This window comes from Beijerinckia sp. L45, from assembly GCF_009765775.1.
In the GTDB taxonomy this organism is placed as follows: domain Bacteria; phylum Pseudomonadota; class Alphaproteobacteria; order Rhizobiales; family Beijerinckiaceae; genus RH-AL1.
The window spans coordinates 7,170-10,637 of sequence record NZ_LMUU01000218.1 but is presented as its reverse complement, the minus strand read 5'-3'; the positions used below and the strand labels follow the sequence as shown (position 1 = coordinate 10,637).

Genomic DNA, 3,468 nt, shown 5'->3' with positions numbered 1-3,468 from the left:
GGATCCGACGTTTTGCCATCGAGTTTGCCATCCGAGGCGCCGGACAAGCCGGAGGCTCCGCCGGCGGAAACGAAGCGGATCGAGGACGCGGCCTTGATCGACGCGATCGTGCGAGTCTGCAAAGGCAAGGTCTCGAAGCCCGAGGCCTTAGGTCGATTGCCGGTGTTCCGCGCGGCGATGGCAGAGGGCATCGACTTCTTCGAGGACATCCTGCCGAAGCTCGAGGGTTTTGCGCGGCGCCAGAAGCATGTCGAGAATTGCGCGAACCGGCATGTCATCGATGACGCCCGGAAGCATGCCGAGCTGAGGAAGGCGGCGGCGACGCTTCCGTCGCCGGCCGGGACCGTCCAGGATGCCCCGACGATGCGCGTCTATCGGGACGATCCGGCCCATGCCGGGATTCTCGATGCCGTTCTCGTCTCCCTCAACCGCTCGCGCAAAGCGTTCCTCCATAACGACGCCCGGGGTTCCTACGGGGTCTTTAGAAAGGACGAGTGGGAGCGTGCCGTAGCGATCACTCGAGACGGAGGGGCATCGCCATGACGGAACCGGGTGAGGCGGGAACCGTAGCGTCCGTTGAAGACGGCTGGGAATGGGCGATCGTCGAGGTGTTCGGCCACCGCCGGCATGTCGGCCGCGTGCGCGAAGAAGAGCGGTTCGGCAGCAAACTGATGCGGATCGATATTCCGGTCGACGGCGATCCTGCCATGAACGGATGGAAGACGCTCTATTACGCCGGGTCGGCGCTGTTCTCGTTCGCACCCTGCACCAAGGACACCGCGATGCAGGCGAACAAACCGTACGAGCGGCCGACACTGGCGCGGCTGGAGGCACTCGACGTCAACGTTCGAGACCAGTTCGGCCGTGACGACGAAGGCCAGGACGAAGACGATGCATCAGCGACCGAGGACTGACGTGGCTCGATTAACGGGATCGAAGCGCTACCGCGTGAGCCGTTGGACTGGCAAAGTCGTGCTTCAAGTGCAGGTCGAGTGGCCACGGCCTGTCTATCCGCTGGCCCCCCCGCCTCGATCGGCGGCTGGCGATTTCGATCCGTGGGCCCATGGAACGTGCAAGGCATGGCGTGATGCGACGATCAACGACACGGCGGTTTTGGTGCCCAACGCCGCGCTCGATACCGGCCAATAGTATGCCGCTCACGTTCCTGTTATGACCCCGCGGTGGACCAGGGATTGCCAGGAATTGGGTGGACACGCGATCGGGTGGAAACCCGCCTTATCGCCGCCTTCCGAGCCATGCCGGCGTGCCCGGTCTACGGCCACGGCCGCCGCATCAACACCGCGAGCGACAACCAGAACACCCTGACCCAGGTCCTGAACTGGTCCCGGATCCTCGACCGGGATCCCGACGCGCGCAAATACCTCTGGGCCTGGGCCCGCTGTCGCGCGACGCGGGATTCTTTCGGTGCCTTGTGCCGGGCAATGGGCTGGCCGCGACCCACGGCCGAGGACGGCCGCCGGCGCGGCGCGAAAGCGATCGCCAGAGCCCTGCAATCGGTCGCAGACAACCAACTTGACAACCATAAAGATGCCGCCGGAATTTTCCGCGACATCGCGGCCGCACCGGTACCCGTCGATGCGTGAGGCCCATACACCATGGCGACGACCGTCGAGCCCATTAACAATTTCGAGACAAATTCCCGTCGTTCCTCGATCGCGATCCGCCCCGATCGCCGCGTCGTAAAGCGCGCAAAACCCGTTGGTCGTTATGACGGCCGGACACACAACACGCGTTTACCCGGCGCCGGCGTCGGCCAGGTCCCGGCGAAGTCACGCGATAAAGACGACGTTGTGCTCGCCGCCGTCGTCGATCCGATGGGCAACGGCACCGAGCGCCTCTACGCCTCGGTCAACAGCCGGGTCGACATCCTGGAGTGGGAACGCAGCCACGGCCACATCGGCGAGAACGCCTACCGGACCGGCCGGCTCGTCCAGGCGATCTTCGAGCGTCTCGGCAACATCTCGGGCACCAACTGGTGCGGGGCGAGCCGGATGGATCCCTCGCTGGCGCGCGAGCTCAATGTGATCCGCTCGATCGATAGTGCCGCAAAGATCCAGGAGCTCATGGAAAAGATCCGCGGGCGGATCGGGATGATCGACACCCGGTTGATGCGACGGGTTCTGGGCGAGCGCCTCAGCTACGCCGAATGCTCTGCGCTGCAGGGCAAGGGCGGCGGCGATCGTGGAACGACCTATATCGCGAAGCGCTTCCGCGAAGCGCTCGAGGACCTGGCGGAATCCTGGATCGGCAAAGGCAAAGCGACGCCGGCACCGGTCGACAAGCATGCCGGTGCCGCTCCTGGAGCGGCGAAGCGGCAGATGGCGTCGATCGCCGCCGGCGCAACCCTGGAGCGCCTCGAGGCCGAACTGGCTGATCTGCGGACGATCACCCGGCCCAAGCGCGAGCAGCAGGATCAGATGGAAGCCATCGAGCTCGAGATCGGCCGCATGCGTGCCTTGCAGGCCCGGACCGTCGATGGCGCCGCCCGAGACTAACGAACACTATGACTTGACCCGACGGGCAAAACCTGGATAATCACCAGTGTTCGAAAGCTGTGCCCGGAGCCTCTATGGTGACCGGGCGTTTTTGTGTCTGAGGGTCTGCATGATCGAAACGATCGTCCGCCCGTGACGCCATTCGAGACTGCCGAGCTCCTGGAGCAGTTCGCTTCCAAGGTCACGCAGCTTCCCGGCGTCTCACGCACAAATCCGCACGCCTTCGCCGAGGCCAAGAGTGAGCTCGCCGGCGAGATGACCGCTTTAGCGCGCAAATTCCGCACCGTGCCGCGCGTGCCCGGCCAGCCTGGCGCGATCCGCCCAGGCCTCCGGATTATCGGCCAGCGTCAGATCATCGTCGAGACGCGCCGTAAGGCCGGCTGACCTCGCGTTCTTCACCGCGTACCTGCGTACCCCACTCATCAACTCTGGGAGTGAGCGCTTGCGCGTCCTTCACATCGAACGCGACCAGGTGGTCGCCGAAGCTGTCGACCTCATGCTGCGCGTCGACGGCATCGTTCCCTACCGGACCGACGAGGCCGCGGAAGGCCTGGATCTCGCCAAGCATTATGACTTCGACGTCATCCTGGTCGAACCAATGGGGCTTGAAATGTCCGGCGCCGAGCTGCTGCGGCGGCTGCGCCTGGCGAAGGTGACGACGCCGGTGATGATCGTCTCGGGCATCGTCAGCGTCGACGACAAGGTCCGCCTGTTGCACGCCGGCGCCGACGACCACCTGGCCAAGCCGTTCCACAAGGACGAACTCGTGGCGCGGATCGGCGCCGTCGTGCGCCGCTCGCATGGGCACGCCGAGTCCACCGTGACGATCGGCGACCTGGTCGTCTCGCTCGACGCCAAGGCCGTCCGCGTCGGCGATATGCCTCTGCACCTGACCGGTAAGGAGTACGCGATCATCGAGCTGCTGGCGCTGCGCAAGGGCGTGGTGCTGACC

The 3,468-nt window shown here is 65.1% G+C and carries 6 protein-coding genes; all 6 read left to right on the top strand.

The features are described 5' to 3' along the window. Positions 1-543, top strand: a 543-nt coding sequence (locus tag GSQ79_RS23520) for a hypothetical protein (RefSeq protein WP_210253193.1), incomplete at its 5' end; no start/stop codon positions are given. Beyond that, positions 540-914: a hypothetical protein gene (locus tag GSQ79_RS23515; RefSeq protein ID WP_158811207.1), complete on the top strand. Its 375-nt coding sequence runs from the start codon at positions 540-542 to the stop codon at positions 912-914. The genes GSQ79_RS23520 and GSQ79_RS23515, both read left to right, overlap by 4 nt. Positions 915-1,181: 267 nt before the next feature. Continuing rightward, on the top strand, positions 1,182-1,604 hold the full coding sequence (locus GSQ79_RS23510; protein ID WP_158811206.1) for a hypothetical protein: 423 nt from the start codon (positions 1,182-1,184) through the stop codon (positions 1,602-1,604). Between the two features lie 207 nt (positions 1,605-1,811). Then, positions 1,812-2,516, top strand: coding sequence for a hypothetical protein (locus tag GSQ79_RS23505; protein WP_158811205.1), 705 nt, complete (start codon positions 1,812-1,814; stop codon positions 2,514-2,516). A 132-nt stretch (positions 2,517-2,648) separates the two neighbouring features. Next, positions 2,649-2,900, top strand: coding sequence for a hypothetical protein (locus GSQ79_RS23500; RefSeq protein WP_158811204.1), 252 nt, complete (start codon positions 2,649-2,651; stop codon positions 2,898-2,900). 58 nt (positions 2,901-2,958) lie between these two features. Further along, a partial coding sequence (locus tag GSQ79_RS23495; RefSeq protein WP_158811203.1) for a response regulator occupies positions 2,959-3,468 on the top strand: 510 nt, incomplete at its 3' end.

Coding starts and splice junctions, on each gene's coding strand:
- GSQ79_RS23515 (WP_158811207.1), top strand. CDS start 540: ATGACGGAACCGGGTGAGGCGGGAACCGTAGCGTCCGTTGAAGACGGC.